Raw genomic sequence first — 1,609 nt, 5'->3', positions numbered from 1 at the left:
CGTAAGGAACCCCACGCTTAAAAGCGGGGGCTTTTGGGAAGTCCGGCTCGTTCCGAGCGGTGCAAGAAGAAAGCCCGAACCTTACCAGAGACAGGATTAGACCTACGTTTTTTGAGTCACGATACCGGAAAATGCGACGCTAGTTTTCCGCTCTATCGCTAAAAGTTAAACAGGATTAACGGGGTTAAACCAGTGCTTTTGGCATAACAAGCTCATGAAACATTCTCGAAGCGAACTTTACCCAGTAATGGAGGACTTTATGTCTAATTTCGTTTTTGTACTTGATAGCCACAAACGACCGCTCAATGCAATCCGCCCAGGATTGGCTCGCAAATTGCTAACCACTGGCAAAGCTGCTGTTTTTAAAAGATATCCATTCACGATAATTCTCAAGGTAGAGGTAACAGTACCGCAAGAACCAATTACTCTCAAATTAGACCCTGGCTCCAAAACCACGGGAATTGCATTACTGCAAGGAGAAAGCGTAATTTTTGGTGCAGAACTGACTCACCGAGGTCAATCAATTAAAGCCAGCTTGGAGTCTCGCCGTTCACTGCGTAGGAGCAGGAGAAACCGCCATACTCGCTATCGAAAAGCGAGATTTCTAAATAGAACTCGCCCGAAAGGGTGGCTGGCTCCAAGCCTACAACATCGCGTTGAGACAACCCTAACCTGGGCAACTAGATTGATGAAAGTCGCTCCCATTGGTTCTATTGCTCAAGAACTTGTGCGATTTGACTTACAACAACTAGAAAATCCAGAGATTAGTGGACTGGAGTATCAGCAAGGCGTTTTATGTGGTTACGAGATCCGCGAATATTTGTTAAATAAATGGGATAGAAAGTGCGCGTATTGTGGAGTTACGGATACACCGCTACAAGTCGAACACATTCATCCCAAAGCCAAAGGCGGATCTAATCGTATTTCTAATCTTTGCCTTGCCTGTGAAAAATGCAATTTCAAGAAAGGAACTCAAGACATTGAGCAATTCCTCTCTAAGAAGCCAGATGTCTTGAAAAAGATCCTGTCTCAAGCAAAACGTCCATTAAAAGACGCAGCAGCCGTTAATTCGACTCGCTGGGCGTTATTTAATCGACTCCGTATGACTGGTTTACCAGTTTCTACTGGTAGTGGCGGCTTGACAAAATTCAATCGCACCCGTTTGCAGTTACCGAAATCTCACTGGTTAGATGCTGCTTGCGTAGGTAAAGTCGAAGAATTAAAGGTGCTGACTTCTCAACCGCTGCTAATAAAAGCAGCAGGACACGGTACTCGACAAATGTGTGGCACGGATCGGTTTGGCTTCCCAATTCGACATAGATCAAAAAAGCAAATCCATTTTGGTTTTCAAACTGGCGATATCGTTGGCGCGACAGTCACCGCAGGTAAAAAAGTCGGTTCCTACGTGGGACGAGTTCTTTGCCGTGCATCCGGTTCGTTCGACATCGCCACAATGAAGGGAAGAGTAGCAGGAATTAGTCATAAATATTGCCAATCTATTCACAAAAAAGGTGGCTATTCCTATGGATTTTGATTCAAGGCGACTGAAGTCGCAGCCGCTTTCCTCCCCATGTCTAAAGCCAGGGGCTTCTCGCTCGTTTTCTGGTGA

The 1,609-nt window shown here is 45.5% G+C and carries 1 protein-coding gene; it reads left to right on the top strand.

From position 1 onward, the window contains the following. Positions 1–259 precede the first annotated feature (259 nt). The gene (gene iscB / locus ACUVJL_RS09785) at positions 260–1,534 is read left to right on the top strand and encodes an RNA-guided endonuclease IscB (RefSeq protein ID WP_445245661.1); all 1,275 of its coding nucleotides are present in this window, start codon (positions 260–262) and stop codon (positions 1,532–1,534) included. Positions 1,535–1,609: the final 75 nt, after the last annotated feature.

Origin of the sequence: Microcoleus sp. OTE_8_concoct_300 (assembly GCF_031383065.1) — a bacterium.
Taxonomy (GTDB): Bacteria; Cyanobacteriota; Cyanobacteriia; order Cyanobacteriales; family Microcoleaceae; genus Microcoleus.
The sequence above is the reverse complement of the archived record's forward strand: the minus strand, read 5'-3'. Positions and strand labels throughout refer to the sequence as shown.